Source organism: Paracoccus sp. 08 (genome assembly GCF_024105395.1).
GTDB classification, from domain to species: Bacteria; Pseudomonadota; Alphaproteobacteria; order Rhodobacterales; family Rhodobacteraceae; genus Paracoccus; species Paracoccus marcusii.
The window spans coordinates 1-18,086 of record NZ_WEKR01000018.1 but is presented as its reverse complement, the minus strand read 5'-3'; the positions used below and the strand labels follow the sequence as shown (position 1 = coordinate 18,086).

20 protein-coding genes are annotated in these 18,086 nt (G+C 69.2%); 19 read left to right on the top strand and 1 reads right to left on the bottom strand.

The genetic code is table 11. The features are described from left to right. Positions 1 to 6: 6 nt before the first annotated feature. The 7 genes from GBO37_RS08145 to GBO37_RS08115 all read left to right on the top strand — a co-directional run bounded on the left by GBO37_RS08145 (position 7) and on the right by GBO37_RS08115 (position 5,264). Positions 7 to 375, top strand: coding sequence for a Na+/H+ antiporter subunit C (locus GBO37_RS08145; protein WP_252928399.1), 369 nt, complete (start codon positions 7 to 9; stop codon positions 373 to 375). Beyond that, positions 372 to 1,871, top strand: coding sequence for a Na+/H+ antiporter subunit D (locus GBO37_RS08140; protein WP_194885729.1), 1,500 nt, complete (start codon positions 372 to 374; stop codon positions 1,869 to 1,871). Before GBO37_RS08145 ends, GBO37_RS08140 begins: the two co-directional genes overlap by 4 nt. Next, on the top strand, positions 1,868 to 2,344 hold the full coding sequence (locus GBO37_RS08135; RefSeq protein ID WP_045998861.1) for a Na+/H+ antiporter subunit E: 477 nt from the start codon (positions 1,868 to 1,870) through the stop codon (positions 2,342 to 2,344). Before GBO37_RS08140 ends, GBO37_RS08135 begins: the two co-directional genes overlap by 4 nt. Before the next feature lie 5 nt (positions 2,345 to 2,349). Then, positions 2,350 to 2,640, top strand: coding sequence for a monovalent cation/H+ antiporter complex subunit F (locus tag GBO37_RS08130; protein ID WP_052715060.1), 291 nt, complete (start codon positions 2,350 to 2,352; stop codon positions 2,638 to 2,640). Further along, the gene (mnhG, locus tag GBO37_RS08125; RefSeq protein ID WP_052715061.1) at positions 2,637 to 2,996 is read left to right on the top strand and encodes a monovalent cation/H(+) antiporter subunit G; all 360 of its coding nucleotides are present in this window, start codon (positions 2,637 to 2,639) and stop codon (positions 2,994 to 2,996) included. Before GBO37_RS08130 ends, mnhG begins: the two co-directional genes overlap by 4 nt. Positions 2,997 to 3,107: 111 nt before the next feature. Continuing rightward, positions 3,108 to 4,277 (top strand): ribonuclease D, encoded by a 1,170-nt coding sequence (gene rnd, locus GBO37_RS08120; protein WP_194885754.1) that lies wholly within the window; start codon positions 3,108 to 3,110, stop codon positions 4,275 to 4,277. 3 nt (positions 4,278 to 4,280) lie between these two features. Beyond that, the gene (locus GBO37_RS08115) at positions 4,281 to 5,264 is read left to right on the top strand and encodes a GNAT family N-acetyltransferase (RefSeq protein WP_252928321.1); all 984 of its coding nucleotides are present in this window, start codon (positions 4,281 to 4,283) and stop codon (positions 5,262 to 5,264) included. Here GBO37_RS08115 and GBO37_RS08110 read toward each other — a convergent pair. After that, positions 5,261 to 6,034: a PAS domain-containing protein gene (locus tag GBO37_RS08110; RefSeq protein WP_240542432.1), complete on the bottom strand. Its 774-nt coding sequence runs from the start codon at positions 6,032 to 6,034 to the stop codon at positions 5,261 to 5,263. The genes GBO37_RS08115 and GBO37_RS08110 overlap by 4 nt on opposite strands. 194 nt (positions 6,035 to 6,228) lie before the next feature. Between GBO37_RS08110 and gmk the strand changes: the two genes are divergently transcribed. From gmk to GBO37_RS08050, 12 genes are all read left to right on the top strand, one after another. Further along, the gene (gmk, locus tag GBO37_RS08105) at positions 6,229 to 6,861 is read left to right on the top strand and encodes a guanylate kinase (protein WP_176695079.1); all 633 of its coding nucleotides are present in this window, start codon (positions 6,229 to 6,231) and stop codon (positions 6,859 to 6,861) included. Further along, entirely contained in the window at positions 6,858 to 7,331 is a 474-nt protein-coding gene (locus GBO37_RS08100) for a gamma carbonic anhydrase family protein (protein WP_252928319.1), read from the top strand. Before gmk ends, GBO37_RS08100 begins: the two co-directional genes overlap by 4 nt. Then, the gene (locus GBO37_RS08095; RefSeq protein WP_252928317.1) at positions 7,301 to 8,353 is read left to right on the top strand and encodes a cell wall metabolism sensor histidine kinase WalK; all 1,053 of its coding nucleotides are present in this window, start codon (positions 7,301 to 7,303) and stop codon (positions 8,351 to 8,353) included. Before GBO37_RS08100 ends, GBO37_RS08095 begins: the two co-directional genes overlap by 31 nt. 74 nt (positions 8,354 to 8,427) lie before the next feature. After that, positions 8,428 to 9,180, top strand: coding sequence for a ribose-5-phosphate isomerase RpiA (gene rpiA, locus GBO37_RS08090; protein WP_127898834.1), 753 nt, complete (start codon positions 8,428 to 8,430; stop codon positions 9,178 to 9,180). Between the two features lies 1 nt (position 9,181). After that, complete coding sequence (gene gorA / locus GBO37_RS08085) at positions 9,182 to 10,561, top strand: glutathione-disulfide reductase (RefSeq protein WP_252928315.1); 1,380 nt, start codon at positions 9,182 to 9,184, stop codon at positions 10,559 to 10,561. Positions 10,562 to 10,676: 115 nt separating this feature from the next. Further along, positions 10,677 to 11,975: an FtsH protease activity modulator HflK gene (gene hflK, locus GBO37_RS08080; protein ID WP_194885723.1), complete on the top strand. Its 1,299-nt coding sequence runs from the start codon at positions 10,677 to 10,679 to the stop codon at positions 11,973 to 11,975. Next, positions 11,975 to 13,186 carry a protease modulator HflC gene (gene hflC, locus GBO37_RS08075; protein WP_252928312.1) on the top strand — a complete coding sequence of 404 codons (1,212 nt, stop codon included), beginning with the start codon at positions 11,975 to 11,977 and terminating at the stop codon, positions 13,184 to 13,186. The genes hflK and hflC overlap by 1 nt, the downstream gene beginning before the upstream one ends. Positions 13,187 to 13,560: 374 nt before the next feature. Next, a complete protein-coding gene (locus tag GBO37_RS08070; RefSeq protein WP_232303267.1) occupies positions 13,561 to 14,958 on the top strand; it encodes a DegQ family serine endoprotease in 1,398 nt (465 codons plus the stop codon). A 100-nt stretch (positions 14,959 to 15,058) separates the two neighbouring features. Then, positions 15,059 to 15,382 carry a 2Fe-2S iron-sulfur cluster-binding protein gene (locus tag GBO37_RS08065; protein ID WP_045998869.1) on the top strand — a complete coding sequence of 108 codons (324 nt, stop codon included), beginning with the start codon at positions 15,059 to 15,061 and terminating at the stop codon, positions 15,380 to 15,382. Between the two features lie 138 nt (positions 15,383 to 15,520). Continuing rightward, positions 15,521 to 15,952 carry a DUF2141 domain-containing protein gene (locus tag GBO37_RS08060; protein ID WP_252928310.1) on the top strand — a complete coding sequence of 144 codons (432 nt, stop codon included), beginning with the start codon at positions 15,521 to 15,523 and terminating at the stop codon, positions 15,950 to 15,952. 33 nt (positions 15,953 to 15,985) lie between these two features. After that, positions 15,986 to 17,098, top strand: a complete 1,113-nt coding sequence (locus tag GBO37_RS08055; protein ID WP_252928308.1) for a DNA repair exonuclease — start codon at positions 15,986 to 15,988, stop codon at positions 17,096 to 17,098. Further along, positions 17,095 to 18,086 (top strand): AAA family ATPase (locus GBO37_RS08050; RefSeq protein WP_252928306.1); only part of this gene is annotated, 992 nt, incomplete at its 3' end. The genes GBO37_RS08055 and GBO37_RS08050, both read left to right, overlap by 4 nt.

Sequence of the window (18,086 nt, the reverse complement as noted above, 5' to 3'; positions counted from 1 at the left end):
TTGGAAATGCTGCTTGCCCTGTCCGTCGGCGTCCTTGTCGCCGCGTCGGTCTATCTGATGCTGGACCGCAACATCCTGCGCTTCCTGTTCGGGCTGGCGCTGCTGTCGAACGCGGTCAACCTGCTGATCTTTGCCAGCGGCCGTCTGACCCCAGGCGCGCCCCCGCTGATCGATGTGGGCGAATATGCGCCCACCGGCGTGGTCGCGAATGCCCTGCCGCAGGCGCTGGTACTGACCGCGATCGTGATCGGGTTCGGCCTGCTGGCCTTTACCCTGGCGCTGGTCTATCGCGCGTTCATGACCCTGGGCACCGTCAACAGCGACGAGATGCGCGTGGCCGAGCCCGTCGACGCGGGCAAGGAGGCCGGGAAATGAGCTGGCTTCTGGTCTATCCGATCCTGATCCCGCTGCTGACGGCGGTCCTGTCCTATCTGTTCCGCAAATCGCCCGCCGGGCGCTGGATCTCTGTCGCGGGGACGGTCGCGCTCTTGCTGGCCAGCGTCGTCCTGATGGCCGAGGTGCTGGAGGAGGGCGTCGTCGCCGCCCAGATGTCGAACTGGCAGGCGCCCTTCGGCATCACGCTGGTGGCCGACCTTCTGGGCGCGGTCATGGTCGTCATCACCGCCATCACCGGCCTCGCGACCGTAATCTATACCCTGTCCGAAATCCCCGAACGGCTGGAACGGCTGGGTTTTCACGCCCTGCTGCAGACGCTGCTGATGGGCGTCTGCGGGGCCTTCGTCACGGGCGACCTGTTCAACCTGTATGTCTGGTTCGAGGTCATGCTGATCTCCAGCTTCGGCCTGCTGGTGCTGGGGGCCAGCCGCGAACAACTGGACGGCGGCATCAAGTACGTGCTGCTGAACCTGGTCTCGACGATCATGTTCCTGGCGGGAACCGGTCTACTGTACGGCCTGACCGGCACGCTGAACATGGCCGACCTGCACCTGGCCGTCCGCGAGGTCGAGAATACCGGCCTGCTGACTACCGTCGCGGTGATGTTCATGGTGGCCTTCGGCGTCAAGGCCGCGCTGTTCCCGCTGTTCTTCTGGCTGCCCGCCTCCTATCACACGCCCCCGGTGGCGGTGTCGGCGATCTTTGCGGGCCTGCTGACCAAGGTGGGCGTCTATGCCCTGATCCGGATGTTCACGCTGGTCTTCGACCAGGATGTCGGCTTCACGCACACGATCCTGCTGTGGGCGTCGGTGGTGACGATGGTCACGGGCGTTCTGGGCGCGGCGGCGATGAACGACTTCCGTCGCATCCTGTCGTTCCACATCATCAGCCAGATCGGCTACATGGTCCTGGGACTGGCGCTATACACGCCGCTCGGCCTGATGGGGGCGGTGTTCTACCTGGTCCACCATATCATCGTGAAGGCGAACCTGTTCTTCGTCGCGGGCGTGGCCAAGCGCATTGCCGGATCGACCGATCTGGCGCGCATCGGCGGCCTTTACGCCCATGCCCCGGTGCTGGCCTTCCTGTTCCTGATCCCGGCATTCTCGCTGGCGGGCTTTCCGCCGCTTTCGGGCTTCTGGGCGAAATACGTTGTCGTCAAGGCCGCGCTGGACCTGGAAATGTGGTTCGTGGCCGGGGTGTCGCTGGCGGTCGGTCTGCTGACCATCTTCTCGATGACCAAGATTTGGGGCTCGGCCTTCTGGCCCGCGCATCCCGACGGGGTCAAGCCGCGCCTGTCGGACCTGCCGATGGGCGACCGGATGGCGCTGATGCTGCCGATCGTCGCGCTGGCCGCGCTGACCTGCATCATCGGCCTGTTCCCGGAATCCTTCGTGCTGTTCGCCGAACGGGCGGCCGCGCAGCTGCTTGATCCGACCGACTATGTCACGACCGTCCTGGGGGTGCAGCCATGAACCTGTTCGCCATCAACATGGTGCTGGCCTTTGCCTGGGTCGCGTTGACCGGCGGGCTGACCCTGGGGGGACTGACGACCGGCTATCTGGTCGGCATGGCCGCGATGTGGCTGGTCCGTCCGCTGTTTCCCGATACCGGGGTCTATTTCCGGCGCCTCTACTACTGGACGCGGCTGATCGTGATGTTCGTCTATGAACTGGTGGTCAGCTCGATCCCGGTCGTGCGCGACGTGCTGACGCCAGGACAGTCGTCGCAGCCCGCGCTGATCGCGGTGCCCATCACGGTGACGACCGACCTGCAGATCACGCTGCTGGCCAACTTCATCTCGCTGACCCCGGGCACGCTCAGCCTCGACGTGTCCGAGGACCGCAGCACGCTGTATATCCACGCAATGTTCGGCGACGACCCGGACGCGATCCGCGCGCAGATCCGCGACCGGTTCGAGGTCTGGGTCCGCGAGGCGACGGAGTGAACGACATGACCCTGCTGGAATTTGTAATCCTGTTCGGCTTTGCCCTGGTGATCCTGGGCGTCGTGCTGGCCGCGATCCGGCTGGTACGGGGGCCAAGCCTGGCGGACCGGATCGTGGCGCTGGACCTGATGACGGTGCAGCTGGTCTCGTTCGGCGGCCTGACGGCACTGCTGTCGGGCAGCGCGGGCTTTCTGGACGTGGCCGTCGTGCTGGCACTGGTCGGCTTTCTGGCGACCGTGTGCCTGGCGCGCTATCTGGAGCGTCGCATCCTGCTCAAGGCGGAGGAACTGACATGATGCATGACATCATCGTGGCGATCTTGGTGCTGTCCGGCGGCATCTTCTGTTTCGCGGCGGGGATGGGGGTGCTGCGGCTGCCCGACCTGCTGACGCGGATGCATGCCTCGACCAAGGCGGGAACGCTGGGTTCGGGCCTGATCCTGGTGGCCGTGGCCGTGCAGTTCGCCGAAGGAACGGTCATCGCGCGGGCGGTGGCGGCGATCCTGTTTTTGCTGATGACCGCGCCGGTCGCGGCTCATCTGATCGGCCGAGCGGCCTTTCGCACGGGCGTGCCGATGGTCGACCGGACCGTCTGCGAGGACGGCGTGGCCGACGCGCTGCGCGCCCGTCCGGGCGAGCAGGCACCGGACTAGGACCTGTGCCCCGGCGGCGGGCGACGGGGCTTTTCAACGCGCTGCCGTGGGCGTAAAGCTGTCCAATTGGCGGACGAACCGCCCGATCTGAAAGAGCGCATGAGCCAGGACATCCCCACCATCACCCGCACCGAAGACCTCGCCCGTTTCTGCGAGGCCGCAAAGCTTGCCCCCTATGTGACCGTCGACACGGAGTTCCTGCGCGAGCGGACTTATTGGTCCAAGCTGTGCCTGATCCAGCTGGCGATCCCGCCGGCATCGACGGCCAAGACCGGCGGGGGCGACGCCGTCCTGGTCGATCCCCTGTCCGAGGAGCTGTCGCTGGAGCCGCTTTATGACCTGTTCCGCCACGAGGCGACGGTCAAGGTGTTCCACGCCGCCCGCCAGGATCTGGAGATCTTCTATCACGACGCGCAGCTGTTCCCTGTGCCGCTGTTCGACACCCAGGTCGCGGCCATGGTCTGCGGTTTTGGCGAACAGGTCGGCTACGAGACGCTGGTCCGCAAGATCGCCCGGGCCGACCTGGACAAGTCGTCGCGTTTTACCGACTGGTCGCGCCGTCCGCTGTCGGATGCGCAGGCCGCCTATGCGCTGGCCGACGTGACCCATCTGCGGGTGATTTATGAATACCTGTCGGCCGAGCTGAAGAAGACCGGCCGCGAGGCGTGGCTGGCCGAGGAAATCGCGGTCCTGGAGGATCCCGAGACGTATATCACCCGCCCCGAAGAGGCTTGGCTCAAGGTGCGGACCCGCACCAACTCGCCCCGTTTCCTGGCGATCCTGCGCGAACTGGCGCGGTTCCGCGAAAGCTATGCCCAGGCCCGCGACATCCCCCGCAGCCGCGTCTACAAGGATGACGCGATGATCGAGCTGGCCTCGACCAAGCCGCTGACCGAGGCCGATCTGGGCAAGTCCCGCTTGCTGCTGCGCGAGGCGCGCAAGGGCGACATCGCCAACGGCATCCTGGCCGCGGTCAAGGCGGGCATGGAATCGAAGGACCTGCCCCAGCCCAAGGGCGACGAACCCGGCAAGCCCGGCAATGCCGCCCTGTCGGACCTGCTGCGCGTGCTGCTCAAGGCCAAGGCCGATGCGGCGGGCGTGGCGCCCAAGTTGATCGCGTCGTCGTCCGAACTGGACGCGCTGGCCACTGGCAGCCGTGACCTGCCGGCATTGCAGGGCTGGCGGGCCGAGGTCTTTGGCCGCGACGCTTTGCGCCTGGCCGCCGGGGAGATCGCGCTGTCCGCTAAGGGCGGCGCGGTCCGGGTCGTGCCGGTCGGATAGGCGATGCACCCGCCGGTCGCCCTGACGCGCCCCTGGCCCGAGGATGCCGACGACATCGCGGCAGCCCTGGCCGATTGGGACGTCGTGCGCTGGCTGACCAGGCTGCCCTGGCCCTATGGCACGGCTGACGCGCGCGATTTCATCGCGGCCGCGGGGTTGGACGAACATGCGATCCGTCAGGACGGACGACTGGTCGGCATGGTCCAGGCGGGCCGCGTCTTTGGCATCTGGATCGCACCGGACCGGCAGGGGCAGGGGATCGGCCGCCGCGCGGGCGTGCTGGCCCTGTCGCGCCTGTTCCTCTCCGGCGCGACCGAGGTGCATGCCCATTGTCTGATCGGCAACGACCGTTCAGCGCGCCTTCTGGCTTGGCTGGGGTTTCGGCCCTGTGGCCGGACGGTGCTTCGGTCGCGCCCGCTGCGGGCCGAGGTCCCGGCCGAGATGCTGCATCTGGACCGCGACACGTTCCAGCAGCGCCACGCGATCGCGTTGACGACGCCACGCCTGCGCATCGACGCGGTGACCCCGGACGACCTGCCCGCCCTGCACCGCATCGTGACCAAGCCCGACGTGGCGCGGATGCTGCTGCGCTATGACCCCGCGATGACGCTGGACGATGTCCAGCCGCTGCTGCTGCAGGGCGCGCTGCTTCCGCCGTTGCGGCTGGCGGTCCGATACAGGGGGCAGGTCGTCGGCATCGTCGGCCTGTCCGAAGGCCCACCGCCGCGCCTGAACTATTTCCTGGACCCCGCCCATGCCGGACAGGGCCTGGGGCAGGAGATGGTCGCCGCGGTCTTTGCCGAACTGGTGGCGCGGTTCGACCCCCCCGAGGTTCTGGCAGGTGCCTTCGTCGACAATGATGCGTCGCGCAAGATCCTGAAGAACCTTGGTTTCCGGCGGGGCGAGGATCTGGAGCTGCAGAGCCTGGGGCGTGCGTCGCCGGCGCCGGCCGCGTTGTATCGCTGGCGGCCGGGGCTGCTGGGCTAGGCGTCGGGCTGTCGGGGCTGGATGACCCGGAACAGGGCGCGCCGTTCCTCGGGGGTTTCGGCCTGGGGGAAACCGCGCAAGGGCTTTTCCGCTGCGGGTTTGTCCGGCACGGCCCCGCGCGGCTTGAAATCGGCGCGTCCTTCGGCAAAGCCGATGGCCGAGGGCGAGGGCTTGACCGTCGTGCCGCCTTCGATGATCGGCATGACCTCATCCGCTAGGATGTCGAACCGGCGCGGCGCGATGCCGGTGTCGCCCTCCGCCACCAGGCAGCCCAGGGCGCGGGTGACGTCACCCAGATCAGACCGAAGCGGCAGCAGCAGCATCTGGGCGTTCAGCTGCGGGCGGCCATAGTCGGGCTTGCCCTGCAGCGTCAGCCGCGCCATCTGGGGCGCCTTGAACACGCTTTCCAGCACGTCCGAGAACCGCCCCCGCGACGAGGTGTTCAGGAAGGCGCAGACGGGCATGCCGCGCACCTCCATGCCCATCAGGTCGATCAGGTGCCGCCCCGCCAGACGCAGTCGGCCCGCGCCCGGCGCGATGCGTTCCAGGATGAACGCGTAATCCAGCGTGCGCGCGATGCCCCGCGGATCGACATCCGACCGCGCCGGGATCGCCCGGCCCTTGCGGATGCCGTCCCAGTATTCGCGCATCTCGCGCAGAACGCGGTCCGGCGTGCAGGTCTCATAGTCCTGCAGGCGCACGATCCGTCCCATGGCGTCCTGGGGCGGCATTCCCGGCTTGGTGTCTGGTCCGTCTTCCCGGTCCGGCACGGTCAACCCTTTACTCTCTCCGGCCACGGCCGGTCACTGCTCACCCCTGACAATAGCGCGTTCCCCGCCCCCTCGCCGAGTCATTTAATGAACGAATGGTTAAGATGCCTTCCGGTTGCGGGTCTTGACCCCTGCGGCGCGACGGGGCATCCCCGGACGCATCGCGACCAACCGCCAGGGAACATGCCGCCATGATCGAACGCACCGGCCTGATGGTCATCCTGTCATCGCCCTCCGGGGCGGGGAAATCCACGCTGGCGCGGCGGTTGATGGACTGGGACGCGGGGCTGCGCTTCTCGGTCTCGGCCACCACGCGGGCGCCGCGGCCCGGAGAGATCGACGGAGAGCACTACCATTTCACCACCCGCGACGGCTTTCTGCGGATGGTCGCCGAGGGGCAGATGCTGGAACATGCCGAGGTCTTCGGAAACCTTTACGGCAGCCCGCGCGGGCCGGTCGAACAGGCGATGCTGGCCGGGCGCGACACGCTGTTCGACGTGGACTGGCAGGGCGGCCAGCAGATCCGGGCATCGGCCCTTGGGGCGCATGTGGTGTCGATCTTCGTGCTGCCGCCGTCGCTGCCCGAACTGGAACGCCGCCTGCGCGGCCGCGGCCAGGACAGTGACGCGGTCATTGCCGGGCGCATGCAGAAAAGCCGATCCGAGATCAGCCACTGGGCCGAATACGATTACGTTCTGGTCAACGACGACCTGGACCAGACCGAGGCGCGGATGCGTGCCATCCTGACGGCGGAACGCCTGCGCCGCGACCGGCAGGCCGGCCTTGGCGCCTTTGTCCGCGACCTGATGTCCGAAGGTGTCGCATGATCTGGTCGTTGGACGGGATCACGCCGCAGATCGACCCGCAGGCCTGGGTCGCGCCGGACGCGCAGGTGATGGGGCGGATCGTGCTGGCGCCGGGGGCGTCGGTCTGGTTCGGTGCGGTTCTGCGCGGTGATACCGAGGTGATCGAGGTGGGGCAGGGCAGCAATGTCCAGGACATGTGCGTGCTGCACACCGATCCGGGCCACCCGCTGGTGATCGGGGCCGACTGCACGATCGGGCACCGTGCGATCCTGCACGGGTGCCGGATCGGCGACGGTGCGCTGATCGGCATGGGGGCGACGGTGCTGAACGGGGCGGTCATCGGCGCGGGTGCACTGATCGGGGCGGGGGCGCTGGTCCCCGAGGGCAAGGTGATCCCCGACGGCGCGCTGGTCATGGGCGCCCCGGGCNTGAAGGGTTCCTGGACGGCATTCCGCTGCCCATGCTGGCCGTCGACCGCGAGGCGCGGGTGATCGCCGCCAATCCGCTGGCGCTGGCGCTGTTCGGTCCGGCCCTGGTCGGGCGACCGTTCGTGACCGTGCTGCGCCATCCTGCCGTCGTGCAGGCCGTGGACTGGGTCCTGGACCCGGAGGGGGTGCCTGCGCCCACGCCCGATCAGACGCTGCCCACGGCACCGGACGGAGTCGCCACCCTGCGCGCGACCTGCGTCGCCGACGGCCGCGAGATCCTGGCCGAGGTGACGGTGGCGCCCCTGCCAAGCCCCCTGGGGCGTGGCGCGACGGTCGCCGTCCTGGACCGCAGCGTGGCCGAGGAGGCCGAGCAGATGCGCCGCGATTTCGTGGCCAATGTCAGCCACGAGCTGAAGACCCCCCTGACCGCCATGACCGGCTTCATCGAGACGCTGCGCGGTCCGGCGCGTGACGACGCCCGCGCCCGCGACCGGTTCCTGGACATCATGGAGCGTGAGGCCGCGCGCATGAACCGCCTGATCAGCGAGCTGCTGTCGCTGAGCCGGGTGCAGGCCGAGGAGCGGTCGCGTCCCTCGGGCCGGGTCGATCTGCCGGGGCTGCTGCGTGGAACGCTGGCCATGCTGGCGCCGCGCATCCAGACCGCCGGGGTGAGCGTCGCGACCGAGGGGCTGGACATCGACCTGCGCCTGCCCGGCGACGGCGACCAGCTGACCCAGGTGTTCCAGAACCTGATCGAGAACGCGGTGAAGTATGGCGGATCGGGCGGCGTGCTGCGCGTCACGCTGTCGCGCATCGCGCACGAACCGCTGCTGCGCGGGCCGGCCTGGGCCGTGGCCATCGAGGATCGCGGCGACGGCATCGAGGAGCAGCACCTGCCGCGCCTGACCGAGCGGTTCTATCGCGTGGACACCCACCGGTCGCGCGAACAGGGCGGTACCGGGCTGGGCCTGGCCATCGTCAAGCACATCGTGAACCGCCACCGCGGCCGGCTGCGGATCGAGAGCCGGGTGGGGCAGGGCAGCCGCTTTACCGTGATCCTGCCCGAGGGGCTGGCGCGCGGCTGACGGGTCGCGGCCTCTCGCCCTTGGCGGTGGCTTGGCCTATAAGCGGGCGAACGGATTTTTCAGGGGATGTCGTCATGTCGCAATCACCGCAGGTCGATCCCGCCAAGCTGGCCGCCGCCAAGGCGGCGGTCGCGCTGGTCGAGGACGGAATGAGGCTGGGCCTTGGCACCGGCTCGACCGCCAGCGTCATGGTGCGCGAACTGGCCGCCCGCGTGCAGGCCGAGGGTCTGTCCCTGCGCTGCGCCGCGACGTCGCGCGCCACGGCCGAGCTGGCCGAGAGCCTGGGCCTGCGCATCGAGAGCCTGGACGACATCGGCTGGCTGGACATGACCATCGACGGCGCGGACGAGGTCGATCCCGACCTGCACCTGATCAAGGGCGGCGGTGCGGCGCATCTGCGCGAGAAGATCGTGGCCGCCGCCAGCGACCGCATGGTGGTCATCGCCGATCCCGGCAAGGTGGTCGAGACCCTGGGCGCCTTTCCCCTGCCGGTCGAGGTGCTGGAATTCGGGTTCGAGACCACGCGCAAGCTGATCCGCCGCGCGCTGGAGGGGCTGGAGCTGGGCGATCACGACATCCTTCAACGCCTGAAGGGCAGCGACCCGGTCGTCACGGACGAGGGCAACCTGATCCTGGACCTGCACCTGGAGGTGATCCCCGATCCGTCCGCCCTGGCGCGGGCGCTGTCCTGCATTCCCGGCGTTGTCGAACACGGGCTGTTCCTGGGGATGTGCGATCTGGCCATCATCGGCCGCGAGGACGGCAGCGTGATCGAACTGGCGCGCAACGACATCGACGCCGACATGCTGGCGCAGGAAGGGGAATGACGTGACCTTCGACTATGACCTGTTTGTCATCGGCGGCGGCTCGGGCGGGGTGCGCGCGGCGCGGGTCGCGGCGGGCGAGCACGGCGCCAAGGTCGGCCTGGCCGAGGAGAGCCGCATGGGCGGCACCTGCGTCATCCGCGGCTGCGTCCCGAAAAAGCTGATGATCTTTGCCTCTCAGGCCGGGCTGATGGCCGAGGAGATGCGCGGCTATGGCTGGTGCGACGCGCAGGCCGGGGCATTCGACTGGGAGGTGTTCCGCGAGAAGCTGGACGCCGAACTGTCGCGCCTGGAGGTGATCTATCGCGCCGGCCTGACCCGCGCGGGGGTCGAGATCCACGACCAGCGCGCCACGCTGGACGGCCATCACCGGGTCCGGCTGGCCGACGGTACGACGAAGACGGCCCGCCACATCCTGATTGCGGCCGGCGGCCGTCCCGCGCCCATCGGCATTCCCGGAGAGGAGCTGGCGATGATCTCGGACGACCTGTTCCTGATGGACAGGCTGCCGGGGCGCATCCTGCTGGTCGGCGGCGGCTTCATCGCCTGCGAATTCGCGACGATCCTGGCGGGGCTGGGGGTGGACACGGTGCAGGCCTATCGCGGCGACGCGGTGCTGCGGGGTTTCGACCGCGAGGCGCGCGACCTGGCGACGCTGCAGCTGAGCGCGGTGGGCGTGGACCTGCGCCTGGGCCTGACGCCCGCGGCGCTGGAACGTGACGGCGACGGCATCCGCGTGCGGTTCGACGACGGATCGGACGATCGTTTCGACGCGGTGCTGATGGCGACTGGGCGCGACCCCTATACCCGGGGCCTGGGCCTCGAGACGACCGAGGTCCGCACGAAACCCAACGGCGCGATCGAGGTCGACGAATGGTCGCAGACCTGCGTGCCGTCGATCTTTGCGGTGGGTGACGTGACCGACCGCGTCAACCTGACCCCGGTCGCGATCCGCGAAGGGCATGCGTTTGCCGACACGGTGTTCGGCGCACGGCCCCGGACGGTCGATCACGGGTTGGTCGCCAGCGCCGTCTATCTGCGCCCGCACGAGTTGGCCAGCATCGGCCTGACCGAGGAGGAGGCCAAGGCCCGCGGTCCGGTCGACGTCTTCGCCACGACCTTCCGGCCGATGCGGTCTATGTTCGCGGGCAGCGACGCCAAGGTGATGATGAAGCTGCTGGTCGATCCGGCGGACGACCGCGTGCTGGGCTGTCACATCTTCGGCCCCGAGGCCGGGGAGATGATCCAGCTGGCCGCCATCGCCATCACCATGGGCGCGACCAAGGCGCAGTTCGACGCGACCGTGGCCGTCCACCCGACCGCGGCCGAGGAGTTGGTGACGATGCGCCAGCCCACGCGCCGGCATCAGGGCGTGGCGGGCTGACAATCCCGTGGGCGCGGCCTTGGGTCGCGGCCAGGGGCGGGTGTCAGGGTTGACATTTCGGCCGCGCGCCCCAGTTTTCAACTAACGGAAATTTCTACGAAAGAAGGTCTATCGGATGGCAAATCAGGGCCCCTGGGGCGGAGGCGGCGGCGGCAACGGCGGCCGGGATGACGGGGATCGTGACAAGAAGCCTGCCGGCCGTCCCTGGGGTGAACAGCCGCCCCCCGGCGGACCGCGCCGTCCGAACAACGACCCGCAGCGCCCCGAGATCGAGGACCTGATGAAGAAGGGCCAGGAACGCCTGCGCGTGCTGATGGGCGGTCGCGGCACCGGCGGCGGCACGGGCGGGGGTGGCGGCGGCGGTCGCAGCCCGATGGGTCCGAACTTTGGCCTGAACCGCTCGACCCTGGTCGTGGCGGGCCTAGCTGCGGTCGGCCTGTGGGCCTTTGCCAGCTTTTATCGTGTCCAGACCAACGAACAGTCGGTCGAGTTCCTGTTCGGCCGCGCCATCGCCGTGGGGACCGAGGGTCTGAACTTTGCCCCCTGGCCCGTCGTCACCGCCGAGGTCGTGCCCGTCACGAACGAACGCGTGACCGAGATCGGCACCGGCCAGGCCGGCCCGATGGACAGTGGCCTGATGCTGACCAGCGACCAGAACATCGTGAACATGGAATACCAGGTGGTCTGGAACATCCGCGATCCGCAGATGTACCTGTTCAACCTGGCCGACCCCGCAGACACGATCCGCGCCGTGTCCGAGGCGGCGATGCGCGACATCATCGCGCGCAGCGAACTGGCCCCGATCCTGAACCGCGACCGCGGCGTGATCGCCAGCGACCTGCGCGCCGCCGTGCAAAGCACGCTGGACAGCTATCAGTCGGGGATCAACGTGATCCGCGTCAACCTGGACCGCGCCGACCCGCCCGAGGAGGTCATCGACGCCTTCCGCGAGGTGCAGGCCGCCCAGCAGGAGCGTGACCGTCTGCAGAACGAGGCCGACGCCTATGCCAACCGCGAACTGGCCGCGGCCCGGGGTCAGGCAGCCCAGATCCTGGAACAGGCCGAAGCCTATCGCGCCGAGGCGGTCAACACCGCCGCGGGTGAGGCCGCGCGCTTCAACTCGATCTACGAGGAATACGTGAACGCGCCCGACGTGACCCGTCGCAGGATGTATTTGGAGACGATGGAGCAGGTTCTGGGCGGCGTGAACAAGATCATCATCGGCGAGGGCATCGGCGGTGGCGAGGGTGGCTCGGGCATCGTGCCCTATCTGCCACTGGACCAGCTGCGCGGCACGGGGCAGGGCGGCGCCACGCCCCCGGCGCCGACCGCCGGCCAAGGCGCGGGCCAGACCACCGGCACGCAGGCGGGCACCCAGCCCGGCACCACTACGACCAGCGGAGGGACGAACTGATGGCTGCGCGCAAGAACCTGCTGACCGCCTTGGCCCTGCCGGCCGTGGTCGTCGTCGCCGTCCTGGCCGGATCGGCCCTGTTCATCGTGGACGAGCGGGAAAAGGCGCTGGTGCTGCGCCTTGGCCGGGTCGTCGACGTGCAGGAGACGCCGGGCCTGAACTTCAAGCTGCCCTTCATCGACAACGTGGTGAAGTACGACGGGCGCATCCTGGGTCTGCCGACCAGCCCGCTGGAGGTCACCCCGCTGGACGACCGCCGCCTGGTGGTCGACGCATTCGCCCGCTGGCGCATCACCGATCCGGTCCGGTTCCGCCAGGCGGTCGGCGTGCAGGGCATCCAGGCCGCCGAAATGCGCCTGGAGCCGATCGTGATCGACGCCATTCGCGGCGTTCTGGGTACGGTGCCCTCGACCTCGGTCCTGTCGGATGACCGGACCAGCCTGATGAACCAGATCCGCGACGAGGCGCGGTCGAATTCGGGCGGTCTGGGGATCGAGATCATCGACGTGCGCCTGACCCGCACCGACCTGCCCGAGCAGAACCTGAACGCGACCTATGCCCGGATGCGGGCCGAGCGTGCCCGCGAGGCCGCCGACGAGGTCGCGCGCGGCAACGAGGCTGCGCAACGCGTCCGCGCCGCCGCCGACCGGACAGTGGTCGAACTGACCTCCGAGGCCGGCCGCCGGTCCGAGATCGTCCGAGGCGAGGCCGACGCGCAGCGCAACGCGATCTATGCGGACGCCTATGGCCGCGACCCCGAGTTCTTTGCCTTCACCCGCTCGCTGACCTCGTATCAGCGCGCGCTTCAGGGCAGCAACAGCTCGCTGGTGATGCAGCCGGACAGCGAGTTCTTCAGCTATCTGTCCAGCGACGGGGCTGCGAACGCCAACCCCGCATCGACGCCGGTACCGCCGGGCAATTCGGCCGAGCGGCTGGGTCTGAACGGCCCTGCCGAAACGCCCGAAGGCGAGGAGCTGGTCGTTCCCGAGGTGGTCGACCGCGACGGCAACCGTCTGGGCGAATCTGCCGGGATCGAGCTGACCCCGGTGCCCGAGAACCTGGCCACGCCCCCGCAGGAGCCGTCCGAGATCCTGTCGCCGGACGCCCCGGTGCAGGGCGCTGCCCAGAGCGAGGATGCGCCAGCCGAGGAAGCCCCGGCCCCCGAGGCCCCGGCCGAGGATGCGGCGGCCGAACCCGCGCCCGCCAACTGACGAACCCGAGGCGGGCGGAGGGAAACCTTCGCCCGTTTCTGCAATGAAAATCACGATCTGTTCACAAGTCGAGAGCGTGGTTTATTTGCCACGGCACCCTACATTGGCGTCATATCCAACAGGCAGTCCGGGCACCCGCCCCTGATCGCTGCCGTCGAGAGATGAGGACATCCCGCATGAAACCGCTTTTCCCTCGCCATATCCTGACCGCGTCGGCACTGGCGCTGGCGGTGGGGCTTGGCCMAGCCGGCGCGCAGGCCGTCGACCCGGCCAATGACGACGTGCCCCCCGAGGTCAGCCAGCAGGCCCAGGAGGCCGCCGAGGCCAACCAGCCGCTGGGGGCGGACGCCGCGACCGCCGACACGTCCCAGGTCATGCCCGGCAGCTTTGCCGACCTGGCGCAGCAGGTCTCGCCCGCGGTGGTGAACATCACCACGACCTCGGTCGTGTCGCAGCCGACCGGCGGGCCGGCCTTCCCCGAGGGCAGCCCCTTTGCCGACCTGTTCCGCGAATTCGGCCTGCCCGGCGGCCCCGGTGCACCGGAAGGGATGCCGACGCCCCGCAGCCCGCAGCGGTCCAACGCGCTGGGGTCGGGCTTCGTGATCTCGGCCGACGGGTTCATCGTCACGAACAACCACGTCATCGAGGGCGCCGACCAGATCGAGATCGAGTTCTATTCCGGCGAGACGTTGCCCGCCGAGGTGGTGGGTACCGACCCGAACACCGACGTGGCCCTGCTGAAGGTCACCAGCGAGACGCCGATCCCCTTCGTCACTTTCGGCGACAGCGACAGCGCCCGCGTGGGCGACTGGGTCCTGGCGCTTGGCAACCCGCTGGGTCAGGGCTTTTCGGCCAGTTCCGGTATCGTGTCGGCGCGCAACCGCGAGCTGTCGGGGACCTATGACGACTACCTGCAGACCGACGCGGCGATCAACCGCGGCAACTCCGGCGGGCCGCTGTTCAACCTGAAGGGCGAGGTGATCGGCGTGAACACCGCGATCCTGTCGCCCAACGGCGGATCGATCGGCATCGGTTTCTCGATGGCGTCGAATGTCGTGTCGCAAGTCGTTGAACAACTGCAGGAATTTGGCGAGACCCGCCGCGGCTGGCTGGGTGTCATGATCCAGGATGTGACCCCGGAAATGTCCGAGGCGATGGGTCTGAACGTGGCTGGCGGCGCGATGATCACCGACGTTCCCGAAGGCCCGGCGCGCGATGCAGGCCTGCAGACGGGCGACGTCATCACCAGCTTTGCCGGCACCGAGGTCGAGGACACCCGCGGCCTGGTCCGCCGCGTGGCCGAGGCCCCGGCGGGAGAGACCGCGCAGGTCGTGGTGATGCGCGACGGCGACGAACTGACGCTGGACGTGACCCTGGGTCGCCGCGAGACGGCACAGAACGGCGCGTCGGAATCGCCCGCGGCGGCAGAGCCGTCGGAGAGCGATGTCCTGGGCATGACCGTGACGGTGCTGACGCCCGAAATGGCGGCCGAGCTGGGTGCGCCGCGCGACGCGACCGGCCTGGCCATCACCGGCATCGACCCCGAGGGTGCGGCCGCAGAAAAGGGCCTGGCCCCCGGTGACATCATCACCGACGTCAACCAGCAATCCGTTGCCAGCGTGGCCGACCTAAACGCCCGCATCGACGAGGCCCGCGAGGCCGGTCGCCGGTCGGTCCTGATGCTGATCCGCCGTGGCGGAGAGCCTCTGTTCGTGGCGCTGCCCCTGTCAGAGACCGCCCCCGCAGACGAGGACACGGCTCCGGTCGAATAAGCCGCGGCCCATGGCAAAAGAGGGGCGGCCTTTCGGGGCTGCCCCTTTTCAATGGCCGTCCGATCCCGTAATTCCGGGTGACACAAGGGAACAAGCACTCATGGCGAAGATTACCTACATCGAACACAACGGCACCCGCCACCAGGTCGAGGTCCGCCCCGGCATGACTGTGATGGAGGGTGCGCGCGACAACGGCATCCCCGGCATCGACGCCGATTGCGGCGGCGCCTGCGCCTGTTCGACCTGCCATGTCTATGTGGCGCCGGAATGGACGGACAAGCTGCCGCCGGTAGACCCGATGGAGCAGGACATGCTGGACTTTGCCTACAAGCCTGACCCCGAGCGGTCGCGCCTGACCTGCCAGCTGAAGGTGACCGAGGCGCTGGACGGCCTGGTCGTGCAGATGCCCGAACGCCAGATCTGATCGTCCCTCACGGTGACGTGTCGATGGCCGCGCCCGCAAAGGCGCGGCCATCTGCGTATCAGGCCTTGGCGGCGGTTGTCCGGCACCGCGTTTCGTGGTGACCTGCCACGTCATGTCACGGCCGCCACGGGGGAACGGATGCAGCATCGTCGCAGGATCGGGATCGCGGCCCTGGTCGCCGCAACCACGCTGGCCGCGCCCGCGATCGCGGGCACCATCCAGGTGACGGTGACCGGCATCCCCGATGACCGCGGCGTGCTGGCCTGCAGCCTGCATGCCGATCCCGCGGGGTTTCCCGACGGGGCGGGCGCGGTCCATGACGCGTCCCCGCCGCGCGGTGGCCAGGCTGTCTGCACGTTCGAGGGCGTGACGCCGGGGCGCTATGCGGTGGCGGTGCTGCATGACGCGAATGCCAACGGGCGGCTGGACACCAACGTGCTGGGAATGCCGCAGGAACGCTGGGGCATTTCTGTCGGGCCTGCACCGCGCCTGCGCGCGCCGCGTTTTGACGAGGCCGCGTTCGACATCGGCACCGACCCGCTGCAATTGCGGATCGACCTTGATCCGTGACTGTGACCCGTTGACCGACAAGGATTTTCACGCATGACATTCCGCTTTCTGCACGCATCGGATCTGCATTTGGGCAAGCCCTTCGGCGGCTATCCCGAGGGTATCCGCAACCGCCTGCGCGAGGCGCGTCATGCCGCCATCGGGCGCCTGGCCCAGGCTGCCCGGCAGGGCGGTGCACAGGTCGTGCTGCTGGCGGGCGACAGTTTCGACGCGGAAACCCCGGCCCCCGACACCCTGCGTCAGGCCCTGCGCGCGATGGCGGAGGAGTCCGACATCCGCTGGATCATGCTGCCCGGCAATCACGACAGCCTTGCGGCGACAGAGCTGTGGCGGCGCATCGCGACCGATGGCCCGGCGAACCTGAAACCCCTTCTGGATGACAGCCCGGTGACCTTGGCCGACGACGTCTGGCTGCTGCCCGCGCCGTGCACGCAGCGTCGCGCCGGGCGCGACCTGACGCAGGCGATGGACGCGGCCACGCCGCAAGGCGCGCGGCGGATCGGCCTTGGCCACGGCCCGGTGACGGATTTCGACGAGGGCGACGGGCGAACGGGCATCATTCCGCCCGACCGTGCGGCGCGGTCGGGGCTGGATTATCTGGCACTTGGCGATTGGCACGGACAGCGTCAGATCGGGCCCGCGACCTGGTATTCGGGCGCGCCCGAGGCCGACAGCTTCAAGCATGACGGCCCGGCGGGTGCGCTGCTGGTCGAACTGGGCGTCCAGGTGACGGCGCGGTCGGTGCCCGTGGGGCAATTCCGCTGGAGCCGCCCGCACCTGGACCTGCTGCCGGGCGCGGATGTGCGGGCGGCGCTGACGCGCGCCCTGCCGACGGAACGCGCGCGCGATCATCTGGTCAGCGTGACGGCAGGCGGCAGGCTGGCCCTGTCGGACCGTGCGGCGCTGGACGCAGCCCTGCAGGCGGCTGCGCCCGATTACGGCTGGTTCGCCGCCGACCTGTCCGCCCTGCAGGTCGAGGCCCGGCCCGACGATCTGGACCTGATCGACCGCGCGGGCGCGCTGCGCCACGCCGCCGACGCGCTGCTGGCGGACACGACCGACCCGCAGCGGTCGCAGGCCGACCGCGACATCTCGGCCGCGGCGCTGTCGCGCCTGTACAGCTTTGCGCAGGAGGTGCAGGCATGAAGCTGCGCGCGATCGAGTTGACCAACCTTCGCCGCTTTGCGGGGCGCCGGGCGGTGCTGTCCGACCTGGGCGACGGCATCACGGTTCTGTCCGAACCGAACGAGTTCGGCAAATCCACCTTTTTCGATGCGCTGCACGCGCTGTTCTTTGAACGCCACCGCAGCAGCCGCGCACCGGTCAAGGCGCTGCAACCCCATGCCGGCGGCGCGCCGGAGGTGGCGGTCGAGATCGAATCGGCCCAAGGGCGGTTCCGCATCCACAAGCGGTTCCTCTCGCGGGCGCAGGCGCGGATCACGGACGCGCAAGGCCGGCTGATCGCCCAGGAGGACGAGGCCGAGGCCTGGATCGACCGCCTGCTGGATGGGGGGCTGGCCGGACCGTCGGGTCTGTTGTGGGTCCGCCAGGGCCTGCTGGGGCTGGAGCCGGAGGGCAACAGCGCCGCAGACCGGCAGGACCGCGATCGCAACCTTGGGACGCGGCGCGACCTGCTGTCTTCCGTCGCCGGAGAGATCGACATGATGACCGGGGGGCGGCGCATGGACGCGGTCCTGGACCGCGTCGGACAGGAGATGGCACGGCTGGCCACCGCCACCGGCCGCCCCAGGGCCGGGGGAGAATGGCAGCGTGCGATCGAGCGGGCCGAGCGACTGTCCCGTGCCGAAACCGAGGCTCGCGACAAGGCCGCGCGTCTGTCCGGCGACTTGGCCCGCCGCTCCGAGGTGACGCGCATGCTGGCCCGCGTGACAGACCCGGAGGCCGCCCGCGCCCGCCAGGCTGCCCTGACGCAGGCCGAGGAGGCGCATCAGGCCGCCCGCAAGCATGCAGACCGGCTGGCGCAGGCGGAACGCGACCTGACGCTGGCCCGGATGGCCGAGACGACCGCGCGCCAGCAGATCGACCAGACTCGGCAGCTGTCCGACCGCGTGACCCAGGCCCGCGAGACGCTGCGCCTGGCCGAGGCGCGCGCGGTGGCCGCCCGCGACCGCGC